Source organism: Xenophilus azovorans DSM 13620 (assembly GCF_000745855.1).
Lineage (GTDB): Bacteria > Pseudomonadota > Gammaproteobacteria > Burkholderiales > Burkholderiaceae_C > Xenophilus > Xenophilus azovorans.
In genome coordinates, this window is record NZ_JQKD01000020.1 from 67363 (window position 1) to 88404 (window position 21042).

Annotated in this window: 26 protein-coding genes; 12 read left to right on the plus strand and 14 right to left on the minus strand. The window is 71.0% G+C overall.

Annotated features, from left to right (window positions below; translation table 11 throughout):
• The first annotated feature begins 101 nt into the window (after positions 1 to 101).
• The 4 genes from Q392_RS12795 to Q392_RS12810 all read left to right on the plus strand — a co-directional run bounded on the left by Q392_RS12795 (position 102) and on the right by Q392_RS12810 (position 3370).
• On the plus strand, positions 102 to 1079 hold the full coding sequence (locus Q392_RS12795) for a tripartite tricarboxylate transporter substrate binding protein BugE (RefSeq protein WP_038207592.1): 978 nt from the start codon (positions 102 to 104) through the stop codon (positions 1077 to 1079).
• A 146-nt stretch (positions 1080 to 1225) separates the two neighbouring features.
• The gene (gene xerD / locus Q392_RS12800) at positions 1226 to 2131 is read left to right on the plus strand and encodes a site-specific tyrosine recombinase XerD (protein WP_038207595.1); all 906 of its coding nucleotides are present in this window, start codon (positions 1226 to 1228) and stop codon (positions 2129 to 2131) included.
• Positions 2106 to 2894 carry a DUF72 domain-containing protein gene (locus Q392_RS12805; protein WP_038207598.1) on the plus strand — a complete coding sequence of 263 codons (789 nt, stop codon included), beginning with the start codon at positions 2106 to 2108 and terminating at the stop codon, positions 2892 to 2894. The genes xerD and Q392_RS12805 overlap by 26 nt, the downstream gene beginning before the upstream one ends.
• Entirely contained in the window at positions 2891 to 3370 is a 480-nt protein-coding gene (locus Q392_RS12810) for a MaoC family dehydratase (protein WP_038207601.1), read from the plus strand. The genes Q392_RS12805 and Q392_RS12810 overlap by 4 nt, the downstream gene beginning before the upstream one ends.
• On the opposite strand, the gene Q392_RS12815 is transcribed toward Q392_RS12810, so the two are convergent.
• Positions 3336 to 4157 carry a ferritin-like domain-containing protein gene (locus Q392_RS12815; RefSeq protein ID WP_038207604.1) on the minus strand — a complete coding sequence of 274 codons (822 nt, stop codon included), beginning with the start codon at positions 4155 to 4157 and terminating at the stop codon, positions 3336 to 3338. The genes Q392_RS12810 and Q392_RS12815 overlap by 35 nt on opposite strands.
• Before the next feature lie 51 nt (positions 4158 to 4208).
• Between Q392_RS12815 and Q392_RS12820 the strand changes: the two genes are divergently transcribed.
• Together Q392_RS12820 and hslO are read left to right on the plus strand one after the other, a co-directional pair.
• Positions 4209 to 4733 carry a gamma carbonic anhydrase family protein gene (locus Q392_RS12820; protein ID WP_038207606.1) on the plus strand — a complete coding sequence of 175 codons (525 nt, stop codon included), beginning with the start codon at positions 4209 to 4211 and terminating at the stop codon, positions 4731 to 4733.
• A 5-nt stretch (positions 4734 to 4738) separates the two neighbouring features.
• Entirely contained in the window at positions 4739 to 5725 is a 987-nt protein-coding gene (hslO, locus tag Q392_RS12825) for an Hsp33 family molecular chaperone HslO (protein WP_038207609.1), read from the plus strand.
• A 10-nt stretch (positions 5726 to 5735) separates the two neighbouring features.
• Here the strand turns inward: hslO and Q392_RS31310 are convergent, their stop codons facing one another.
• From Q392_RS31310 to Q392_RS12855, 6 genes are read right to left on the minus strand one after another with little or no spacing between them, the layout of a single operon-like run.
• Complete coding sequence (locus Q392_RS31310; protein ID WP_051953398.1) at positions 5736 to 6218, minus strand: hypothetical protein; 483 nt, start codon at positions 6216 to 6218, stop codon at positions 5736 to 5738.
• A 15-nt stretch (positions 6219 to 6233) separates the two neighbouring features.
• Positions 6234 to 6512, minus strand: a complete 279-nt coding sequence (locus Q392_RS12835) for a septum formation initiator family protein (protein WP_038207612.1) — start codon at positions 6510 to 6512, stop codon at positions 6234 to 6236.
• Positions 6513 to 6545: 33 nt separating this feature from the next.
• Positions 6546 to 7832 (minus strand): phosphopyruvate hydratase, encoded by a 1287-nt coding sequence (gene eno, locus Q392_RS12840; protein WP_038207615.1) that lies wholly within the window; start codon positions 7830 to 7832, stop codon positions 6546 to 6548.
• 25 nt (positions 7833 to 7857) lie between these two features.
• A complete protein-coding gene (locus Q392_RS12845) occupies positions 7858 to 8148 on the minus strand; it encodes a DUF1330 domain-containing protein (RefSeq protein ID WP_038207618.1) in 291 nt (96 codons plus the stop codon).
• Positions 8145 to 9002: a 3-deoxy-8-phosphooctulonate synthase gene (gene kdsA, locus Q392_RS12850; RefSeq protein ID WP_038207629.1), complete on the minus strand. Its 858-nt coding sequence runs from the start codon at positions 9000 to 9002 to the stop codon at positions 8145 to 8147. Before kdsA ends, Q392_RS12845 begins: the two co-directional genes overlap by 4 nt.
• Positions 8999 to 10669 carry a CTP synthase gene (locus Q392_RS12855; RefSeq protein ID WP_038207631.1) on the minus strand — a complete coding sequence of 557 codons (1671 nt, stop codon included), beginning with the start codon at positions 10667 to 10669 and terminating at the stop codon, positions 8999 to 9001. Before Q392_RS12855 ends, kdsA begins: the two co-directional genes overlap by 4 nt.
• A gap of 96 nt (positions 10670 to 10765) precedes the next feature.
• Between Q392_RS12855 and coaBC the strand changes: the two genes are divergently transcribed.
• The 4 genes from coaBC (at position 10766) to Q392_RS12875 (ending at position 13571) form a co-directional block, all read left to right on the plus strand.
• Complete coding sequence (gene coaBC / locus Q392_RS12860; protein WP_038207637.1) at positions 10766 to 11995, plus strand: bifunctional phosphopantothenoylcysteine decarboxylase/phosphopantothenate--cysteine ligase CoaBC; 1230 nt, start codon at positions 10766 to 10768, stop codon at positions 11993 to 11995.
• On the plus strand, positions 11992 to 12417 hold the full coding sequence (locus Q392_RS12865; RefSeq protein ID WP_038207643.1) for a hypothetical protein: 426 nt from the start codon (positions 11992 to 11994) through the stop codon (positions 12415 to 12417). Before coaBC ends, Q392_RS12865 begins: the two co-directional genes overlap by 4 nt.
• A 29-nt stretch (positions 12418 to 12446) precedes the next feature.
• Positions 12447 to 12893 (plus strand): dUTP diphosphatase, encoded by a 447-nt coding sequence (gene dut / locus Q392_RS12870; RefSeq protein ID WP_038207649.1) that lies wholly within the window; start codon positions 12447 to 12449, stop codon positions 12891 to 12893.
• Positions 12894 to 13049: 156 nt separating this feature from the next.
• On the plus strand, positions 13050 to 13571 hold the full coding sequence (locus Q392_RS12875; RefSeq protein ID WP_038207654.1) for an outer membrane lipoprotein: 522 nt from the start codon (positions 13050 to 13052) through the stop codon (positions 13569 to 13571).
• 101 nt (positions 13572 to 13672) lie between these two features.
• Here the strand turns inward: Q392_RS12875 and Q392_RS12880 are convergent, their stop codons facing one another.
• On the minus strand, positions 13673 to 14197 hold the full coding sequence (locus tag Q392_RS12880; RefSeq protein WP_038207660.1) for an FKBP-type peptidyl-prolyl cis-trans isomerase: 525 nt from the start codon (positions 14195 to 14197) through the stop codon (positions 13673 to 13675).
• Positions 14198 to 14216: 19 nt separating this feature from the next.
• On the opposite strand from Q392_RS12880, the gene Q392_RS12885 reads away from it, so the two are divergent.
• A complete protein-coding gene (locus tag Q392_RS12885; protein ID WP_038207768.1) occupies positions 14217 to 15344 on the plus strand; it encodes a JmjC domain-containing protein in 1128 nt (375 codons plus the stop codon).
• Positions 15334 to 15837 carry a hypothetical protein gene (locus Q392_RS12890; protein WP_038207667.1) on the plus strand — a complete coding sequence of 168 codons (504 nt, stop codon included), beginning with the start codon at positions 15334 to 15336 and terminating at the stop codon, positions 15835 to 15837. Before Q392_RS12885 ends, Q392_RS12890 begins: the two co-directional genes overlap by 11 nt.
• Position 15838: 1 nt before the next feature.
• Here the strand turns inward: Q392_RS12890 and Q392_RS12895 are convergent, their stop codons facing one another.
• The 6 genes from Q392_RS12895 to Q392_RS12915 form a co-directional block, all read right to left on the minus strand.
• Complete coding sequence (locus Q392_RS12895; RefSeq protein ID WP_038207674.1) at positions 15839 to 16618, minus strand: MBL fold metallo-hydrolase; 780 nt, start codon at positions 16616 to 16618, stop codon at positions 15839 to 15841.
• 190 nt (positions 16619 to 16808) lie between these two features.
• Positions 16809 to 17903, minus strand: a complete 1095-nt coding sequence (gene bamC / locus Q392_RS12900; RefSeq protein ID WP_038207677.1) for an outer membrane protein assembly factor BamC — start codon at positions 17901 to 17903, stop codon at positions 16809 to 16811.
• A gap of 110 nt (positions 17904 to 18013) precedes the next feature.
• Positions 18014 to 18904 (minus strand): 4-hydroxy-tetrahydrodipicolinate synthase, encoded by an 891-nt coding sequence (gene dapA / locus Q392_RS12905; RefSeq protein WP_038207680.1) that lies wholly within the window; start codon positions 18902 to 18904, stop codon positions 18014 to 18016.
• Between the two features lie 39 nt (positions 18905 to 18943).
• Positions 18944 to 19546, minus strand: a complete 603-nt coding sequence (locus Q392_RS12910; RefSeq protein ID WP_038207683.1) for a class I SAM-dependent methyltransferase — start codon at positions 19544 to 19546, stop codon at positions 18944 to 18946.
• Positions 19543 to 19704, minus strand: a complete 162-nt coding sequence (locus tag Q392_RS32800; RefSeq protein ID WP_157007978.1) for a hypothetical protein — start codon at positions 19702 to 19704, stop codon at positions 19543 to 19545. The genes Q392_RS12910 and Q392_RS32800 overlap by 4 nt, the downstream gene beginning before the upstream one ends.
• 21 nt (positions 19705 to 19725) lie before the next feature.
• Positions 19726 to 20937 (minus strand): MFS transporter, encoded by a 1212-nt coding sequence (locus Q392_RS12915; protein WP_211260237.1) that lies wholly within the window; start codon positions 20935 to 20937, stop codon positions 19726 to 19728.
• Positions 20938 to 21042 lie beyond the last annotated feature (105 nt).

Sequence of the window (21042 nt, forward strand, 5' to 3'; positions counted from 1 at the left end):
GGGCCCGCGGAGCCGCTAGCATGCGGCCTGCATCGCACCTGGCTCCCGGGTGCGTTCCTTTTTTCTTCCCGTTCTCCAACCTCTCACAAGGAGCTTCGACGATGCAACGTCGCCAATGGACCGCTCTGGCGGGCGCCACCGTGCTCGCCACCCTGGCCGCAGGCCCCGCCTGGGCCCAGAACTACCCGGACAAGCCCATCGAACTGCAGGTGCCCTTCGCGCCCGGCGGCACCACGGACATCATCGCCCGCGTGGTGGGCGACCCGCTGGGCAAGACGCTCGGCCAGCCGGTGGTCGTGATCAACAAGGCCGGCGGCGGCGGCGTGGTGGGCGCGGCCGAGACGGCGCGCGCGACACCCGACGGCTACAAGCTGGGCGTGGCCACCGTGTCGAGCACGGCCGCCAACCCGGCGATCAACCCCAAGATCCCGTACAACCCGATCACGGACTTCACGCCCATCATCAACATCGCGGCCACGCCCAACGTGATCGCGGTGAACCCCAACTTCCCGGCCAAGGACTACCAGGCCTTCATCGCCGAGCTGAAGAAGAGCCCGGGCAAGTACTCCTATGCTTCCTCGGGCACGGGCGGCATCGGCCACCTGCTGATGGAGCTGTACAAGAGCATGACGAACACCTTCGTCACGCACATCCCCTACCGCGGCGCCGGCCCGGCGCTGAACGATGTGGTGGCCGGCCAGGTGCCGATCATCTTCGACAACCTGCCCTCGGCGCTGCCCTTCATCAAGGCCGGCAAGCTGGTGCCGCTGGTGGTGGCCGCGCCGCAGCGCCTGAAGGACCTGCCCAACGTCCCCACCTTCAAGGAAGTGGGCCTGGAGCCCGTCAACCGCATGGCCTACTACGGCATCCTCGGCCCCAAGGGCCTGCCGAAGGACGTGGTCGACAAGATCAGCGCCGGCACCAAGAAGGCGCTGGAGGACCCGGCCGTCAAGAAGCGCATCGAGGACACCGGTTCCATCATCGTGGCCAACACGCCCGAGCAGTTCGCGGCGCAGATCAAGGCCGAGTTCGACATCTACAAGGAAGTCGTCCAGAAGCAGAAGCTCACCCTGGAATGAGCCCGCGCGCTGCGCGATGAAGGCCGCCTTCGGGCGGCTTTTTTCATCGTCGGGCCGCCCCAAGATGAAAAAGCACCCCCTCGGGGGATCGGCCAACCGTGAAGCGGTTGGCCGAGGGGGGCATTTCCATTTGCTATCGTCAAGCGATGACCGACGCGGCCGCCGCCACGCTCCCCGAGATCGACGAGTTCATCGACGCGCTGTGGCTGGAACACGGCCTGGCGAAGAACACGCTGGCCGCCTACCGGCGCGACCTGGCGCTGCTGGGGCAGTGGCTGGCCGGGCGCGGCCGGCCGCTCGATGCGGCGCAGGAGAGCGACCTGCAGGCCTACATGGGCGCACGCTTGGCCGAGAAGGGCAAGGCCACCTCCGCCAACCGTCGGCTGACGGTCTTCAAGCGCTACTACCGCTGGGCCGTGCGCGAGCGCCGCATCGCTGCCGACCCGACGCTGCGGCTGGTGCCCGCGCGCCAGGCGATGCGCGTGCCCAAGACGCTGAGCGAGGCGCAGGTGGAGGCCCTGCTCGCCGCGCCCGATATCGACACGCCGCTGGGCCTGCGCGACCGCGCCATGCTGGAGCTGATGTACGCCAGCGGCCTGCGGGTGAGCGAGCTGGTGGCGCTCAAGGCCTTCGACATCAGCCTCGCCGACGGCGTGCTGCGCGTGCTGGGCAAGGGCAGCAAGGAGCGCCTGGTGCCCTTCGGCGAGGAGGCGCGGCGCTGGATCGAGCGCTACATGGCCGATGCGCGGCCCGTCATCCTGGGTGGCCAGCAGACCGAGGACTTCTTCGCCACCGCGCGCGGCGCCGGCATGACGCGCGCCATGTTCTGGGTCATCGTCAAGAAGCAGGCGCATGCGGCAGGCATCCACGTGCCGCTGTCGCCGCACACGCTGCGGCATGCCTTCGCCACCCACCTGCTGAACCACGGCGCCGACCTGCGCGCGGTGCAACTGCTGCTGGGGCATGCCGACATCTCGACGACGACCATCTACACCCACGTCGCGCGCGAGCGCCTGAAGCAGCTGCATGCCGCGCACCATCCCCGTGGCTGACGATCCCGGTCTGCGCGTGGGCTGCGCCGGCTGGAGCCTGCGGCGGGCGCTGTGGCCGCGCTTCCCGGCCGAGGGCAGCCACCTGCAGCGCTATGCGGCACGCTTCGACGCGGTGGAGATCGACACCTCGTTCTACCGCCCGCACCGCACCGAGACCTATGCGCGCTGGGCGGCGGGCACGCCGGCGCATTTCCGCTTCGCCGTCAAGCTGCCCAAGGCGGTCACCCACGACGCGCGGCTGCGGGCCGCCGATGCCCTGCTCGACGATTTCATGGGCCAGGTGGCCGGCCTGGGCGACAGGCTCGGCTGCCTGGTGGTGCAGCTCGCGCCGAGCCATGCCTGCGATGCGCCGGTCGCCGGCCGCTTCCTGGGCGCGCTGCGGCACCGCCATGCGGGCGCCGTCGCGCTGGAGCCGCGCCATGCCTCCTGGTTCACGCCCGAGGCCGAGGCGCTGCTGTCGCGCCACCGCGTCGGGCGTGTGCTGGCCGACCCGGTGCTGCACGCCGGCGGCGAGCGGCCCGGCGGCTGGCCGGGGCTGGCGTACCTGCGGCTGCACTGCAGGCCGCGGGTGTACTGGTCGGCCTACGACGACGCGCTGATGGAACGCCTGGCCGTGCGCCTCGCGCTGGCCCGCCGCGAGGGCGCGGCCTGCTGGTGCATCCTCGACAACACCGCCGCCGGAGAGGCCGTCGGCAACGCGCTCACGCTGCAGGCGAAGCTGGCCGGCCTGGCGCACCCGCCCCGCAAGGAGACATCTTCATGACCGCTGCCCGCCCCGACACGCTGTACCTCGAAGACCTGAAGGTCGGCGACCGCTTCACCAGCCCCGAGCATGCGCTGGACGCGGCGCAGATCGTCGCCTTCGCCCGGCAGTTCGACCCGCAGCCCTTCCATCTCGACGACGAGGCGGCCCAGGCCACCTTCTTCCGCGGCCTGGCGGCCAGCGGCTGGCACACTGCCGCGCTGACCATGCGCCTGCTGGCGACCGGCGGCCTGCCGCTGGCCGACGGCGTGATCGGCTCCGGCGGCGAACTGGCCTGGCCGCAGCCCACGCGCCCCGGCGACGTGCTGCGCGTGGAGACCGAGGTGCTGGAGATCGTGCCCTCGCGCTCGAAGCCCGGCCGCGCGCTGGTGCGGGTGCGCTGCGAGACGCGCAACCAGCGCGGCGAGGTGCTGCAGCGCTTCTCGCCGCGGCTGGTGGTGTTCAGCCGGACAGCGCCCGAAGTTCGTCGTCCGTGAACCCGGCGCGCGAGCGCGCCTCCAGGTTGAAGGGAGGCCTCAGGCGCGGCGCCTCGTGCCGGCGGTACAGCACGCGATAGTGGGCCAGCGGGTCCAGCCCCTGGCGCTCGCACAGCCAGCGGTACCAGCGGTTGCCCACCGCCACGTGGCCCACCTCGTCGCGCAGGATGACGTCGAGGATGCCGATGGCCTCGCGCGCGTCGGGCGTGTCCACGCGGCGCAGCTTGGCCTGGATCAGCGGCGTGGCGTCAAGGCCGCGCGCCTCCAGCGTGCGCGGCACCAGGGCCATGCGGGCGGTGGCGTCGTCCTTGGTCTTCTCGCACATGCTCCACAGCCCATCGTGGCCCGGAAAGTCGCCATAGCGCCAGCCCATGCGCTGCAGGTGGCCGTGGATCAGCGTGAAGTGCAGCGCCTCCTCATCGGCCACGCGCAGCCAGTCGCGGTAGTAGCCGGCCGGCATGCCGTCGAAGCGCCACAGCGCGTCCAGCGCGAGGTTGATCGCGTTGAACTCGATGTGGCAGATGGAATGGATCAGCGCGGCGCGGCCCTCGTCGGTGAAGGGTGAGCGCGCGGGCACCTCCTTGGCCGGCACGCGCACGGGGCGCGCCGGGCGGCCGGGCACATCGGCGTCGTCGCCGGCGGCGCGCACCTTCCGGCACCAGGCTTCGTCCTGCACGGGGCCGGCCGCCACCCCGGCCGCGAGCGCGCGCGTCGCGGCCACCTTGTCCGCGGGGTCGGGCAGGCGAAGTGCCTCCAGGGCGCGCAGACGGGGATGAAGAGGGAGCATGCCTAGAATTCTAGGAATCCCCCACATCCACCATCCCACGGAGACGAACACATGGCCCTCTACGAACTCGACGGCGTGGCGCCGCAACTCGGCGAGGGCGCCTGGGTGGCCGACAGCGCGCAGGTGATCGGCAAGGTGACGATGGCCGAAGGCAGCAGCGTCTGGTTCGGCGCCGTGCTGCGCGGCGATACCGAAGCGCTGACGATCGGCCGCAACAGCAACGTCCAGGACCTGTCCGTTCTGCATACCGACGTCGACTGCCCGCTGACCATCGGCGAGAACGTGACGGTGGGCCACCAGGTCATGCTGCACGGCTGCACCATCGGCGACAACTCGCTGGTCGGCATCCAGGCCGTGGTCTTGAACAATGCCCGCATCGGCCGCAACTGCATCGTCGGCGCCGGCAGCGTGGTGACGGAGGGCAAGGAGTTCCCGGACAACTCCCTCATCATCGGCGCGCCGGCCAAGGTGGTGCGCACGCTGGACGACGCGGCTGTCGAGAAGCTGCGCCAGAGCGCGGAACACTACGTGGACAACGCCCGACGCTTCGCGAAGGGCCTGAAGAAGATCGGCTGACCCCCTTGAGCGAACTGCACACCTTCCTTTTCGACGGCCTGCCGGTGCGCGGCATGCTGGTGCGCCTGGACTCGGCGTGGCAGGAGATCCTTGCGCGGCGGGCCTCGAACACGCACACCGGCGCCTACCCCGAGCCGGTGGCCGAACTGCTGGGCGAGATGGCCGCCGCCTCGGTGCTGATGCAGTCCAACATCAAGTTCCAGGGCTCGCTGATCCTGCAGGTCTTCGGCGACGGGCCGGTCAAGCTGATGGTGGCCGAAGCGCAGCCGGACCTGAGCGTGCGCGCCACGGCCAGCGTGGTGGGCGAGGTGGCGCCGGATGCGCGCCTGCCCGACCTGGTGAACGTGGGCAACAAGGGCCGCTGCGCCATCACCCTGGACCCGAAGGAGCGTCTGCCCGGCCAGCAGCCCTACCAGGGCGTGGTGCCGCTGTTCGGCGACCGGGGCGAGAAGCTCGGCCGCCTGTCGGAGGTGCTGCAGCACTACATGCTGCAGAGCGAGCAGCTCGACACCACGCTGGTGCTGGCGGCCGACGCCAAGGTGGCGGCCGGCCTGCTGATCCAGCGCCTGCCGCTGGCGGGCACCGCCAACCTGGCGGGCCGCGCCGGCGAGCGCGACGAGGACCACATCGGCCGCAACGAGGACTACAACCGCATCGCCATCCTGGCCGCCAGCCTGACCCGCGAGGAACTGCTGACGCTGGACACCGAGACCATCCTGCGCCGCCTGTTCTGGGAGGAGAAGCTGCTGCGCTTCGAGCCGCGCACCGGCATGCTGGGCCCGCGCTTCGCCTGCACCTGCAGCCGCGAGCGCGTGGCGAACATGCTGCGCGGCCTGGGCGAGGCCGAGGCCAAGGACATCCTGGCCGAGCGCGGGCAGATCGAGGTGGGCTGCGACTTCTGCGGCAAGCAGTACCGCTTCGACGCGGTGGACGCGGCGCAGTTGTTCACCGCGCCCGGCGGGCAGGTGCCGGGCAGCAGCGTGGTGCAGTAGCCGCTGCCGCTCAGCCGCCCCTGGCGGCGATCAGGTCGGTGAAGAGGCGGTGCTCGCAACGCGGATCGGAGCAGCGCTCGCAGCCGCCCGCCCAGCCGCGCGCGGCGGCGGGAGCGCCGGGCGCGGCATCGTCGATGGCGCCGACCCGGCGTTCGATCGCGCGCCAGGCGCCGGCCAGCCGGGCCGCGGCATCGCGGCCGTGCACCACGGCGTAGTCCACGCCGGCCTGCGCCAGTGCCGTGCGCAGGCGGGCATCTTCCATCTCTTGATCCGGTGAGCCGTCTCCCGGCGCCAGCAGCAGCGTGTGGCAGGGCTGGCCGGCGAGGGGCGGCAACCCGGCGGCGTCGCTGCCCAGCGCAACGACCTCCGCGTGTGATGCGGCGATGCCGCGCTGGCGCAGCCGCAGCGCCAGGGCCTCGGCCAGCGCATCGACCGCGCGCTCGTCGGCCCCGCAGACCCTGATCCGGCTGCCCGGCGGCAAGGCGGGCGTCATCGCGTTGGGCTCCGGCTACTTCGCGATCTGGACCAGCACTTCGTTGGGCTTGACCATGCCCAGCTCCTGCCGGGCACGCTCCTCGACCATCTCCATGCCTTCCTGCAGGTCCTTGACCTCGGAGGTCAGCCGCTCGTTGGCGGCCTGCGCCTTGGCATTGGCTTCCTTCTGCACGGCCAGTTTGCGCTCCAGAGCAGACGTCTCCGGCACGCTCCCGCGGCCGGTCCAGAGCTGGAACTGCAGCAGGGCCAGCAGGATGGCCAGGACCACCGGAACGACGAAGCGGGAGCGCATGGGGCCCGGGCCGCGCGGAAAAAGCCGCGCGCCTTACTTGAGGTTGTAGAAGGCGGCGCGGCCCGGATAGGCGGCGACGTCGCCCAGGTCTTCCTCGATGCGCAGCAGCTGGTTGTACTTGGCCATGCGGTCCGAGCGCGAGAGCGAGCCGGTCTTGATCTGGCCGGCGTTGGTGCCCACCGCGATGTCGGCGATGGTGGAGTCCTCGGTCTCGCCCGAGCGGTGGCTGATGACGGCCGTGTAGCCGGCGCGCTTGGCCATCTCGATGGCGGCGAAGGTCTCGGTCAGCGTGCCGATCTGGTTGATCTTGATGAGGATCGAGTTGGCGATGCCCTTGTCGATACCTTCCTTCAGGATCTTCGTGTTGGTGACGAACAGGTCGTCGCCCACCAGCTGCACCTTCTGGCCCAGGCGTTCGGTCAGGTGCTTCCAGCCGTCCCAGTCGCCCTCGGCCATGCCGTCCTCGATGCTGATGATCGGGTACTTGTCGCACCAGCTCGCCAGCATGTCGGTCCAGCTCGCGGCCGACAGCTGCAGGCCGCCTTCGCCGGCCAGCACGTACTGGCCGTCCTTGTAGAACTCGCTGGCGGCGCAGTCCAGGCCCAGGGCGATCTGCTCGCCGGCGGTGTAGCCGGCCTTGTCGATGGCTTCCAGGATGAGCTGGATCGCCGCCTCGTGGTTCTGCACGTTCGGCGCGAAGCCGCCCTCGTCGCCCACGGCGGTGGGCATGCCGCGCGAATCGATGATTTTCTTGAGCGCGTGGAACACCTCGGCCCCGTAGCGCAGCGCCTCGCGGAAGCTGGGCGCGCCCACCGGGATGATCATGAACTCCTGCAGGTCCAGGCTGTTGTTGGCGTGGGCGCCGCCGTTGATGACGTTCATCATCGGCACCGGCAGCTGCATGCCGCCCATGCCGCCGAAGTAGCGGTACAGCGGCAGGCCCGATTCCTCGGCCGCCGCGCGCGCCACCGCCATCGAGACCGCCAGCGTCGCATTGGCGCCCAGGCGGCTCTTGTTGTCGGTGCCGTCCAGGTCCAGCAGGGTCTTGTCGAGGAAGGCCTGCTCGGAGGCGTCCAGGCCCAGAACGGCCTCGGAGATCTCGGTGTTGATGTGCTCGACGGCCTTGAGCACGCCCTTGCCCAGGTAGCGGTCCTTGTCGCCGTCGCGCAGCTCGATGGCCTCGCGCGAACCGGTGGACGCGCCCGAGGGTACGGCCGCGCGGCCCATCGTGCCGCTTTCCAGCAGCACGTCGCATTCGACGGTGGGGTTGCCGCGGCTGTCGAGGATCTCGCGGCCGACGATGTCAACGATGGCACTCATGCATTGCTCTCCAAAGACAAGAAAATCACAGACCTTCGACGACGACCATGCGCATGATGGCTGCGCCTTGGCGCGCCGCGCGCGCCTTGCCGTACTCGGGCGAGGTGTCGAAGCGCTTCGCCGCCTCGACGCTGGGGAACTTGAGGATCACGAGGCGCTGGGGTTGCCAGTCGCCCTCCAGCACCTCGACTTTGCCGCCGCGCACGCACACCTCGGCCCCGTGCGCCTGCATGGCGGCGCTGGACCACTTCTTGTACTCCTCGTACTGCGCGGGGTTGGTGACTTCGACGTTGGCGATGATGTAGGCGCTGGTCATGCTGTGAAGTTGTCTTCGAGGAAGGGAGTGGACTTGGTCACGCGGTCCAGCGCCACGAGCGTCTCCAGCAGCGCCTTCATGTGCTTCAGGGGCACGGCGTTGGGGCCGTCGGACAGCGCCTTGGCCGGGTCGGGGTGCGTTTCCATGAACAGGCCTGCCACGCCCACCGCCACCGCGGCGCGCGAGAGCACCGGCACGAACTCGCGCTGGCCGCCCGAGCTGGTGCCCTGGCCGCCCGGCAGCTGCACCGAGTGCGTGGCGTCGAAGACCACCGGCGCGCCGGTCTCGCGCATGATCGCCAGGCCGCGCATGTCCGAGACGAGGTTGTTGTAGCCGAAGCTGGCGCCGCGCTCGCAGGCCATGAAGCTGTCTTCGGGCAGGCCCTTTTCCTTCGCGGCCGCACGCGCCTTGTCGATCACGTTCTTCATGTCGTGCGGCGCGAGGAACTGGCCCTTCTTGATGTTGACCGGCTTGCCCGACTGTGCCGCGGCGCGGATGAAGTCGGTCTGGCGGCACAGGAAGGCGGGCGTCTGCAGCACGTCGACCACCTTGGCGGCCTCGGTGATGTCTTCCTCGGTGTGCACGTCGGTCAGCACCGGCAGGCCCAGCTCGCGCTTGACCTTGGCGAGGATCGCCAGGCCCTTGTCGCGCCCCGGGCCGCGAAAGCTCGTGCCCGAGGAGCGGTTGGCCTTGTCGAAGCTGCTCTTGAAGATGAAGGGGATGCCCAGCGAGGCGGTGATCTCCTTGAGCGTGCCTGCCGTGTCCAGCTGCAACTGCTCGGACTCGACCACGCAAGGTCCGGCGATCAGGAAGAACGGCCGGTCGAGGCCGGCCTCGAATCCGCACAGCTTCATACGACAGCCTTCAGCGGCTGCTTGTCCGCGGCCTGGTGCTGCAGCGCCGCCTTGATGAAGGCGTTGAACAGCGGGTGCCCGGCCCAGGGCGTGGACTTGAACTCGGGGTGGAACTGCACGCCCATGTACCAGGGGTGCATGTCCTGCGGCAGCTCGACGATCTCGGTCAGGTGCTCGCGCTGGGTGAGGGCGGAGATCACCAGCCCGGCCTGGCGCAGCTGGTCGAGGTAGTTCACGTTGGCCTCGTAGCGGTGGCGGTGCCGCTCGGTCACCACGTCGCCGTAGATGCTGTGGGCCAGCGTGCCGGGCGCCACGTCGGAGCTCTGCGCGCCCAGGCGCATGGTGCCGCCCAGGTCGGACTTCTCGCTGCGCGTCTTGATGCTGCCGTCGGCGTCCTTCCACTCGGTGATCAGGGCGATGACGGGGCAGCTCGTGTCGGGGTCGAACTCGGTGCTGTTGGCGTTCTTCAGGCCGGCCACATTGCGGGCGTACTCGATGGTGGCCACCTGCATGCCCAGGCAGATGCCCAGGTAGGGCAGCTTGTTCTCGCGGGCGAAGCGGGCGGCGCAGATCTTGCCCTCCACCCCGCGCTGGCCGAAGCCGCCGGGCACCAGGATGGCGTCGTACTTGCCCAGGCGCGAGACGTTGTCGGGCTGGATGGTCTCGGAATCGACATAGTCGATCTTCACCCGCGCATGGTTCTTCAGGCCGGCGTGGCGCAGCGCCTCGTTCAGCGACTTGTAGCTGTCGGACAGGTCGACGTACTTGCCGACCATGGCGATGGTGACTTCCTTCTGCGGGTGCTCGACCTCGTAGACCAGGTCGTCCCAGCGCTGCAGCTTGGCCGGCGGCGTGTTCAGGCGCAGCTTGTCGCAGATCAGGCCATCCAGGCCCTGCTCGTGCAGCATGCGCGGCACCTTGTAGATGGTGTCCACGTCCCACATCGAGATCACGCCCCACTCGGGCACGTTGGAGAACAGCGAGATCTTCGCGCGCTCCTCGTCGGGGATCGGCCGGTCGGCGCGGCACAGCAGCGCGTCGGCCTGGATGCCGATCTCGCGCAGTTTCTGCGCGGTGTGCTGGGTCGGCTTGGTCTTCAGCTCGCCGGCGGCCGCGATGTAGGGCAGGTAGCTCAGGTGCACGAAGGCGCTGTTGTTGGAGCCGGCCTTCAGGCTCATCTGGCGCACCGCCTCCAGGAAGGGCAGCGACTCGATGTCGCCCACCGTGCCGCCGATCTCGACGATGGCCACCTGCACCTCGTGCGGCGTGCCGACGCCGGCTCCGCGCTTGATGTAGTCCTGGATCTCGTTGGTGACGTGCGGGATCACCTGCACCGTCTTGCCCAGGTAGTCGCCGCGGCGCTCCTTCTCCAGCACCGACTTGTAGATCTGGCCGGTGGTGAAGTTGTTGGCCTTGCGCATGCGCGTCGTGATGAAGCGCTCGTAGTGGCCGAGGTCGAGGTCGGTCTCGGCCCCGTCGTCGGTGACGAACACCTCGCCGTGCTGGAACGGCGACATGGTGCCGGGGTCGACGTTGATGTAGGGATCGAGCTTGATGAGGGTGACAGTCAGGCCGCGGGATTCGAGGAGGGCGGCCAGCGAGGCAGAGGCGATTCCCTTGCCCAGGGAGGACACCACACCACCGGTGACGAAGACGTATTTGGTCATTGCCTTGTGGCGAACGCGCAGGTTCGGCAGTGGGAAATTGCAATTGTATAGGCGGTGCCTGCGCCCCGAGGCGCCCCCGCTGCTACAGTGCGCGCCATGCTGGATCTCGCAGGCAAGCACATCCTCCTGGGCCTCACCGGCGGCGTGGCCTGCTACAAGTCGGCCGAGCTGTGCCGCCTGCTGGTCAAGGCCGGCGCCACCGTGCAGGTGGTGATGACGGAGGCGGCCGCCCAGTTCATCACGCCGGTGACCATGCAGGCGCTGTCGGGCCGGCCGGTCTACGCCTCGCAGTGGGACGCGCGCGAGCCCAACAACATGCCGCACATCAACCTCGGCCGCGAGGCCGACGCGATCGTGCTGGCACCGGCCAGCGCCGACTTCATCGCCCGGCTGGTGCAGGGCCGCAGCGACGAGCTGCTGAGCCTGCTGTGCCTGGCACGCCCGATGGAGCGGGTGGCGCTGCTGGTGGCGCCCGCGATGAACCGCGAGATGTGGGCGCACCCCGCCACCCAGCGCAACCTGCGCCAGCTCGACGCCGACGGCGCCCGCGTGCTGGGCGTGGGCAACGGCTGGCAGGCCTGCGGCGAGACCGGCGACGGCCGCATGCTGGAGCCGGCGCAGCTGCTCGAGGAGATCGTCGCGCACTTCCAGCCCAAGGCGCTGGCGGGCGAGCACGTGGTCGTCACCGCCGGCCCCACCTTCGAGGCGATGGACCCGATCCGCGGCATCACCAACCATTCCTCCGGCAAGATGGGCTTCGCCATCGCCCGCGCGGCCCGCGAGGCCGGGGCCCGCGTGACCCTGGTGGCCGGGCCGGTGCACCAGCCGACGCCGCGCGGCGTGTCGCGCATCGACGTGCTGTCGGCCGAACAGATGCTGCAGGCGGCGCAGGGCGCCGTGCAGGACGCCACCGTCTTCGTCGCCACCGCCGCGGTGGCCGACTGGCGCCCGGCCGACCAGTCTGCGCACAAGATCAAGAAGGACGGCAGCGGCCAGCCGCCGGTACTGCGCTTCGTCGAGAACCCTGACATCCTGCTCGCCATCGCGCGCACGCCCCGCGCGCGGGAGGGCGCCCTGTTCTGCGTCGGCTTCGCCGCCGAGAGCGAGAACCTGGTGGAGCACGCCAAGGCCAAGCGCGAGCGCAAGGGCATTCCGCTCCTGGTGGGCAACATCGGCCCGCTCACCTTCGGGCAGGACGACAACGCGCTGCTGCTGGTCGACGCCGCCGGCGTGCGCGAACTGCCGCGCGCACCCAAGCTGCAACTGGCGCGCGAACTGGTGGCCGAGGTGGCCGCCCGTCTGCCGCGCCCGCGGCCCGCGCCATGAACCCGGACTGGAACACTCCGCCGGGCGGCGACTTCGTGCGCTACGTGGAGCAGCTCACGGCCCGCGCGCTGGCCACGGCCGCCCGATCGGGCGGCGCGGTGCTGCTGGGTGACGACGACGCAACGCCGCCGCCGGTCGCCGCCCGCGTGCTGGAGCCGCCGCGCCCCGTTGCCGCGAAGAAGCAGCCGGACGCCGTCGCGCCGAAGCGGTCCGCCCATCTGGGGCTGAAGCTGCTGATCGGCTGGGCCATCGTCGTCGGCCTGTTCGCCTCCGGCCATGCCGGCCTGTGGACCCTGGCCCTGTTCGCCGCCGCGCTGTGGTTCGTCGGATCGCGGTTCAAGCGCCTGCTGACCGGGTTCGCCGAGACGGCGAAGGCCGAGGCGCGGCGACGCCAGGCCGGGCGCGGCAAGCTGCCCGGCTGAATTCCTCCAAGACGGAAGACAAGGGACCCATGAAGATCGACGTGCGCGTGCTCGACCCCCGGATGGCAGAGCACCTCCCGCAATACGCCACACCCGGCAGCGCCGGCCTGGACCTGCGCGCCTGCCTGGCCGAGCCCCTGGCCCTGGCGCCCGGCGCCTGCGAGCTGGTGGGCACCGGCATCGCCATCCACCTGGCGGACGCCGGCTACGCCGCGCTGATCCTGCCGCGCTCGGGCCTGGGCCACAAGCACGGCATCGTGCTGGGCAACCTGGTGGGCCTGATCGACAGCGACTACCAGGGCGAGCTGAAGATCAGCGCCTGGAACCGCGGCCGCGAGCCCTTCGTCATCCAGCCCCTGGAGCGGCTGGCGCAACTGGTGGTGGTGCCGGTGGTGCAGGCGCAGTTCAATCGGGTCGACGAATTCCCGCCGAGCGAGCGCGGCGAGGGCGGATACGGCTCCACCGGCACGCGTTGAGCCGCCGTTGCATCGGTGAGCAGCAGGTAAAGGCCGGAACCGCCGACGCCAGCCCGGCTCCGATGGAGGTTGACCCGTCATCGCCGCGCGCCCGGCGGCGTTGATGACAGGCAAGGTGAATTGCGGGCCGCATGCCCGCGCGTGGAGTTGAACGTCATGTCCAGGCTGACCCGTCCTCTTTCCGTTGCCGCCGCCGTGGTGGCGGCCTCCCTGCTGGCCACCGCCTGCGTGGCGCCGGCGCCCTACTACTACCCGGCCTACCACCCGGGCTATGCGCAGCCGTACCCGGCCGCCGGCGCCTATCCGGCCCAGGTGGCGCCCACCGGCTACGTCGAGTACGGGCAGGTGGCGAACATCGAGGTGGTGCAGGGTCGCACCGCCGGCTACGGCCCCACCGGCGGGGGCGCCATCGCCGGCGGCCTGATCGGCGGCGTGGTGGGCAACCAGATCGGTCACGGCAGCGGCCGCGCCGCCGCCACCGCGCTGGGCCTCATCGGCGGGGCGCTGGCAGGCAACGCCATCGAGGCGCAGACCAACGCGCCGCGCGTCTACCAGAGCTACCGCATCTCGGTGCAGACGGACCACGGCGCCTGGCGCGTCTTCGACGTGCCGCACCCCGGCGATCTGCGCATCGGCGACCGGGTGCGGATCGAGAACGGCCAGATCTCGAGGTACTGAGTGCCCCCAGGGCCGGGCTGCGCCCAGCCCGCCCCCCGTGGGGGGCAAGAAAACTTGGGGCGGCCCGGCGTTTTCTTGAGAGCCGCCCGGCAGCCAGCGGCTCAGTGCAGTTGCTGGCCGCCCGGCGCCATCGGCTCGACGCGGAAGAAGCCGGTGCCGGCGGTGCCGCGGCCGATCTCCTCTTCCGTCGCCTCGCGCACCGAGCGCACGGTGAGCGACAGGCGCAGGGCGATGCCGGCCAGCGGGTGGTTGCCGTCCAGCACCAGGTGGTCCGGGTAGATCTCGGCCACGGTGTACAGGCCCTGCTTCGGGATCCCGGCGCTCACGCCCTGCGGCAGCGCGGCGCCGTCGAAGGTCATGCCTTCCTCCACCTCGGCCGGGAAGAGGGCGCGCGGTTCCAGGAAGAGCAACTGGTCGTCGAAGTCGCCGAAGGCTTGCTCGGGCTCCAGGTGCAGCGAGACCACGTCGCCCGCCTTGTGGCCCTGCAGCGCCTGCTCGATGGCGTCGAAGAGGTCGTTGCCGCCGACCAGGAATTCCACCGGCTCGTCGAGCACGTCGAGCGTGTCGCCCAGGGTGTCCTTGAGCGTCCAGGTGAGGCCGACCACGCATTGGGGGGTGATGTCCATGGACGAGAATTCTCCCACCATGGACATCACACGACCGCTGCCGCTGCTGGGCGGCCTGAGTCCCGAGCGCTTCATGCGCCGCCACTGGCAGAAGAAGCCCCTGCTGGTGCGCGGCGCCATGCCCGGCGCGCTGCCGCCGGTGCCGCGCGCGCGGCTGTTCGACCTGGCGGCCGCCGAGGACGTCGAGTCCCGCCTGGTGCAGCACGACGCGAAGCGCGGCTGGCAACTGCGCCACGGGCCGTTCGCGCGGCGCGCGCTGCCGCCGCTCTCACGCCCCGGGTGGACGCTGCTGGTGCAGGGCGTCGACCTGCACGACGAGGCGGCCCATGCGCTGCTGGCGCCCTTCGCCTTCCTGCCCGCGGCCCGGCTCGACGACGTGATGATCAGCTACGCCAGCGACGGCGGCGGCGTCGGCCCGCACTTCGACAGCTACGACGTGTTCCTGCTGCAGGTGAGCGGTCGGCGGCGCTGGTCGTGGGGACGGCAGAAGGACCTCGCGCTGCGCCCCGGCCTGCCGCTGAAGGTCCTGGAGCATTTCGAGCCCGAGGACACGCAGGTGCTGGAGCCCGGCGACATGCTCTACCTGCCGCCGCGCTACGCGCACGACGGCGTGGCCGTGGGCGGTGACTGCATGACCTGCTCCATCGGCCTGCGCGCCGCGACCGATGCCGAGCTGGCTGCCGACCTGCTGGCGCGCCTGGCCGATGCCGCCGGCGACGAGGCGGACGGCGGGCGCCGCTACGCCGACCCTGCGCAGGCGGCGGTGGAGGCCACCGGCGCCGTGCCCGAGGCGTTGCAGCGCTTCGCGCGCGATGCCGTGCGCCGCCTGCTCGCCGCCGATGCGGACATCGACCGCGCGCTGGGCGAGTCGCTCACCGAGCCGAAGCCGAACGTTTGGTTCGAAGGCGCGGCCGCGCCGGCGCCGCTGCGCGGCGTGCGGCTGGACAGGCGCACCCGCATGCTCCACGATGCGCGCCACGTCTTCATCAACGGCGAGAGTTTCCGCGCCGCCGGCCGCGACGCGCGGCTGATGCGGCAGTTGGCCGACCGGCGCCGCCTCGGCGCCGCGGAACTGCGCCTGGCCAGCGAGGAGGCGCAGGCGCTGTTGGCGGACTGGTGCGAAGCGGGGTGGCTGCATGGCGAATGACAACGACGGTACGGCGCTGCCCGAGGGCGCCTTCGACGGCCCGGCCGAGTTCGGCGGCCATGTCCGCGCGGCCCTGGCGGCCGCGGCCGGGCAGGGCTGGACCGAGATCGTCCTGAGCGACCCCGACTTCGCCGACTGGCCGCTGGGTGAGCGCGCCGTCGTCGACGCCCTGCAGGCCTGGGCCGCCTCCGGCCGCAGCCTGAAGATGCTGGCGCACCGCTTCGACGTCTTCGAGCGCCACCATGCGCGCTTCGTTCACTGGCGCCGCATGTGGGACCACATCGTGCAGTGCCGCGCGCTGCCGCAGTGGAACGCGGGCGACGTGCCCAGCGCGATCTGGACCCCGGCCTGGTCCCTGCGGCGCATCGACCCCGAGCGCAGCCGCGGCGTGTGCGGCGTCTCGGCGGCCGACCGCGTCGCCTTGCGGCAGCGCCTCGACGAGGGTTTTCAGGCGGGGCGGCCTGGGTTCCCGGCCTCGGTGCTGGGTCTTTGAATCAGACGTCCAGCCACGGGCTGCCACCGGCGGCATCCGCGGTGAGCATCTCTTCCTCGCGGGCGCCCAGCGCCTCGGCCAGCGCATGGCGCACGATCTCCGGGCGGTTGTTCTGCTCGCTCAGGTGTGCGGCCAGCAGGTGCTTCAGGCCGGCGTGGTGCACCGCCTGCGCGATGGCGGCCGCGGCGCCGTTCGACAGGTGGCCGAAGTTGCCGCCCACCCGCCGCTTGAGGAAGGGCGGGTAGCTCGAGCGGGCCAGCAGGTCCGGGTCGTGGTTGCACTCCAGCACGAGGGCGTTCAGGGCCGCCAGGCGCGTCATCACGTACGGGCTGGCGTGGCCCAGGTCGGTCAGCACGCCCAGCGTGCGGGCGCCGTCGGAGCAGCGCAGCTGCAGCGGCTCGCGCGCGTCGTGCGGCACGGTGAAGGGCATCAGCTCCAGCGTGCCGCCGACGTCGATGGGCTGCCCGTCCCGGGCGAAGTGCAGGCGCCCTGCGTAGTCGGGCGCGCCTGTGGCCAGCCAGGTGCCCTCGCTCATCCACACCGCCACGCCGTGGCGCTGCGAGAGCAGGTGCGCGCAGCCGATGTGGTCGCTGTGCTCGTGGGTGATGAAGACGGCGTCCAGCTGGGACGGCGCCAGCGACTCGCGCGCCAGCCGCGCCTCGAGCTGGCGCAGGTTGAAGCCGCAGTCGATCAGCAGGCGCGAGGTGCGCGTGCCGCTGCGCGCCTCCACCAGCAGGGCGTTGCCGGTGCTGCCGCTGCCCAGGCTGCGGAAGCGCAGCATCCTGTTCAGCCGCAAACGGCGGTGAGCCGCATCGCCATGGTCAACGCAGGATTCATCATGGCCTGAGCCTCAATGCGGCGAGCGCAGCGAAGCCCTCGCGGAAGCACCCGCGGAACCGGCTCTGCCGGGCCACCGGGTGCGCCCCTTGAGGGGGATTCGAGCACACGAAGTGAGCGAGAAACGGGGTGGTCTATTTCAAGTCGTCCGCGATGACCTGGACGATGCGCTGCGCGTTGTTGGAGGTCTCGGGCGCGCCGGCCTCGTCGAGCACCGACACCGTGCTCGTCTCGCCCTGGCTCTTGACCAGGATGCGGTACTTCATCGGCTTCTCGGCGCTGCTGCTGGAGCGGCTGAAGAGCTTGCCGAAGAAGCCCGGCTCCTTGCGGTCGGCGTTGGGCGTCACGTAGCGCACGAAGTAGATGCCGGCGCTGCGGTCGCGGTCCTCGACGGTGAAGCCGGTGCGGTCCAGCGCCAGGCCGACGCGGCGCCATGCGCGGTCGAAGCCGTCGCGCACCTGCACCACCGGCCGGCCGTCGACGGTGGCGACCGTCGCCGAGCGGGCCGCGGGCGCTGCCCCGACGGACGCCGCCTGCTGCTTGGACTGCTCCTGCGAGACGCCGAGCTGGACCATCAGGCGGCGCAGGAATTCGGTCTCCAGCTCCGGATCGACGGGGCGCGGCTGCCATGTGGTTTGATCCTGCTGGCGGGTGGTGTAGACCTCGACCATGCCGCGGTGGCTGATGTAGATCTCGGTGCCGTTCGGCGTGCGCTCCATGCGGGTGCGGAAGCGGTCCAGCTCGCCGGTCGAGTAGACCGAGTCGATGAGCTTGCCCAGCGTGGCGCGCAGCACGTCCTGCGGCAGCTTGGCGCGGTTCTCGGCCCAGTCGGTTTCCATGATGCCGAGGTTGCGCTGCTCCATCGACAGCAGGAAGCCGCTTTCCATCCAGAAGTCGCGGACCTTGTCCCACAGCTGCTCGGGCGTCTGGTTGCTCACCACGATCCAGCGCTCGTTGCCGGCGCGCTCCATGCGCACGTCGCCGATGCTGCTGACGGCGGTGGGGATGCCCGGCGCATTGGCACGGCCGGCCTCGTAGGCGTTGGCCGAGACGGCGCCGCCCGGGATGGCGTAGCGGTTCTCGCGCGAGAGCTGGGTCAGGTCCGGCGGCACCTCCAGCGAGGGCGCCTTGCCGGCGCTCTTGTAGTCGATCTTGTCGGACTCCAGCACGGAGCAGGCGGCCAGGCTGGCGGCCAGCGCCAGCAGGGCGAATCGCTTGAGGGTGTTCACTCGTTGTCTTCCTTCGGCGGATGAATGCTTGTCGGGGGAGGGCGGGCGGAGCCGCCGTCTTGGAGTGCGCCGGCACCCGAAGGTGCCGTGCGCGAAAGAAAAGTTCGTCCTCAGCCTTCGAGCAGCCCGCAGGCCTGGAGCGCCGCCTCGACCGTCGGCCGATGGGCCTCGGACAGCTCGGTCATCGGCAGCCGCAGCGCGCCGCCCATGCGGCCCATGCGCGCCAGCGCCCACTTGACGGGGATCGGGTTGGGCTCGACGAACAGGTTGCGGTGCAGCGGCATCAGCTCGAACTGCAGGCGCATCGCCGTGCGCGCGTCGCCGGCAATGGCGGCCACGCACAGCTCGTGCATCTTGCGCGGCGCCACGTTGGCCGTGACGCTGATGTTGCCTTGGCCGCCGCACAGCATGAGCGCCACCGCGGTCGGGTCGTCGCCCGAATAGACGGCGAATTCCTTCGGCACCTCGCGGATGAGCCACTGCGCGCGCTCGATGTTGCCGGTGGCTTCCTTGATGCCGACGATGCCGGGCACCCGGGCCAGGCGCAGCACGGTGTCGTGCGCCATGTCCGCCACGGTGCGGCCGGGCACGTTGTACAGCACCATCGGCAGGTCGCCCACGGCCTCGGCGATGGCCTCGAAGTGGCGGTACTGCCCTTCCTGCGTGGGCTTGTTGTAGTAGGGCACGACCTGCAGCTGCGAGTCGGCCCCCACGCCCTTGGCGAAGCGGGCCAGCTCGATCGCCTCGGCCGTGGAGTTGGCGCCGCAGCCGGCCATCACCGGCACGCGGCCGGCCGCCTGCTCGACCGAGACGCGGATGATCTCGCAGTGCTCTTCGACGTCGACCGTGGGCGATTCGCCCGTGGTGCCCACCACGCCGATGCAGTCGGTGCCCTCGGCGATGTGCCAGTCGATCAGGCGCCGCAGCGCGTCGTAGTCGACACTGCCGTCTTCATGCATCGGCGTGACGAGCGCGACGATGCTGCCAGTCAGTTGCTCCAAGGAGGTCCTGCCTTTGTCGGAAAAAGGTAAACCGCGATTCTACTGAGGCCCGGAAGGGGGCTTCAGAGGGTATCGCGGGGGGCTGTCCGGCGCCCCATCGGCCTCGCGCACGGCGGCGATGCGCTGCACGAAGCGGGGCGCGCCGGCGTCGAGGAAGCCGTCCTCGTACGCCACCACGCGCAGGCCGGCGGCCGCGGCCTGGCGCAGCAGCTCGCCGGGGGCCAGCAGGAACTCGGGGCGCGCCGGCCGGCCGATGCTCTCCTGCCCGCGGGCGAAGGTCTCGTACAGCAGCACGCCGCCCGGCGCCACGGCGGCGGCGATCTCGGCCAGGCGCGCGCGCCAGAGGTAGTTCGTCACCAGCACCGCTTCGAAGCCGCGGCCGGCGAAGGGCCAGGGGCCGTCCTCGATGTCGGCCTGCACGATCTCGGCGCCGGCCGCCGCCAGCGGGGCCAGGGCAGCGATGGCGGCAGGGTCGCGGTCGACGCCGGCCACCCGGAAGCCTTGTGCGTGCAGCCAGTACAGGTGCCGGCCGGCGCCGCAGGCCACGTCCAGCACCCGGCCGCCGGGGGCGATCAGGTGCGCCCAGCGCAGCAGCCAGTCGGAAGGGGCGGGCAGCGGCTGCGGCGGCGTGGGCCCGCTCATCCGAAGCAGGCCCAGATCATGTTGCCGAGCATGACGAGGAAGTCCGGCTGGCGGTAGAGCAAGAACACGCCGCCCAGCACCGCGGCCACCGCCGCGGCCGCGCCCACGCGCGGCCACAGGTGCGGGCGGGCGTTGGGCGAAGCGGGCGTTTCGGACATGGCAATGCAGTGGCAGGCAGGTCAGGCCGGCTGCGGCGCGCCGCGCTGGATGGCGCCTTCCTTGACCGGCAGGTTCACCAGCGCCGCGAACACGCCCAGCGCGATGGCGATGTACCAGACGATGTCGTAGCTGCCGGTGCGGTCGTACAGATAGCCGCCCAGCCACACGCCCAGGAAGGAGCCCACCTGGTGGCTGAAGAACACGAAGCCGCCCAGCATCGACAGGTGCGCCACGCCGAAGATCTGGGCGATGATGGCATTGGTCGGCGGCACCGTCGAGAGCCACAGCGAGCCGATCACCGCGGCGAAGACGTACACCGAGACCGGGCTGAGCGGCGCCCACAGGAACAGCGCGATCGCCACCGCCCGGCCCAGGTAGATGAAGGCCAGGATCTTGCGCTTGGCGAGCCGCTGCCCCAGCGAGCCGGCCGCGTAGGTGCCCACCACGTTGAACAGGCCGATCAGCGCCAGCGCGTAGCTGGCCACCTGCGGCGGCAGACCGTGGTCCTTCAGGTAGCTGGGCATGTGCACGCCGATGAACACGACCTGGAAGCCGCACACGAAGTAGCCCGCCATCAGCAGCCGGAAGCTGGGGTAGCGGAAGGCCTCGGCCACGGCCTGGGCGATGGTCTGCTCGCGCCGCACCGCGCCGGTGGTGTGGGCCGGCTCGCGCAGGCCGAAGGCCAGCGGCACGATGACCAGGGCCAGCACCGCCAGCGCCAACAGGGCGTTCTGCCAGCCCGTCTGCAGGATGAGCTGGCCCTCCACCGGCACCATGAAGAACTGGCCGAAGGAGCCGGCCGCGGCGGTCACGCCCATGGCCCAGGAGCGCTTGTCGGCCGGCAGCTGCCGGCCGATCACGCCGTAGACCACCGCGTAGGTGGTGCCGGCCTGCGCCGCGCCGATCAGCACCCCGGCCGTGAGCGCGAACAGCAGCGGTGTGGGCGACAGCGCCATGCCCGCCAGGCCCAGCGCGTAGCAGGCGGCGCCGATCAGCAGCACGCGGAAGGCGCCCAGCCGGTCGGCCAGCATGCCCGCGAACACGCCGAACACGCCCCACGAGAGATTCTGGATCGCGATGGCGAAGGAGAAGGTCTCGCGCGTCCAGCCCTGGGCCTGGGTGATGGGCTGCAGCCACAGGCCGAAGCCGTGGCGGATGCCCATCGACAGCGTGACGACGAGCGCGCCGCAGATCAGCACCTGGCGCATGGATAAGGGGGCGGGAGAAGGCATGGAACGGCGGGTTGTCGTGGAAAGGGCCGGGCGGCGGCCGGAGCAGCGCGCGATTGTCGGCGCTTTGGCGATGCCGTGCCGGCACGGCATCGGACGGCGGCCGGC